1 protein-coding gene is annotated in these 502 nt (G+C 57.6%); it reads left to right on the top strand.

From position 1 onward, the window contains the following. Window positions 1-187: 187 nt before the first annotated feature. The coding region (locus tag AC4FQ5_RS20250; RefSeq protein ID WP_491146568.1) for a hypothetical protein at window positions 188-502 on the top strand (315 nt) is incomplete at its 3' end.

Below are 502 nucleotides of genomic sequence, written 5' to 3'. Positions count from 1 at the left end.
CGAGCTCTATAGGACGAGCCGAGTGTTGATTGATCAGAACCTGCGACGGATTGACGGCGTCGTCCGGGAATTACGACTTCGCCGTCGCAGGTCCGCGCTAGCTCTGAAGACACCAGAGCGCCTCGGGGACACTCTGATCCGATACATCTCAATAGCTGATCGCATTCCGCGCTTGACGGGGCGGTCGATGACGCTTGACGGGGCGCAGGTGACCGATGCCGACCTTCGGACACTTGCCTTCTGGGAGAAACTGGTGTCTACAGGCGCGTCTTTGAGCGTGACTTATGCGGACCCATGGACGACTTCTCGAAGTTACGAATTGAGTCGAGAAGAGATCGAAGCCGCTGTTGGAGAACGACCTAATCCGACCGATTGGGTTGCCGACGACAAGGCGAGGTTCGAGGCTAGGATCCGCAGCTTGCAGGACGACCGAAACTTCCTTGGCAAGGCCGACATGGCGCAGCTTCTTCAAAGAAGCGAATTCGAGCTTGTCGAAGGCGAG

The organism is Chryseobacterium sp. DT-167 (assembly GCF_058310155.1).
This window is presented reverse-complemented; position numbering and strand designations above follow the sequence as displayed.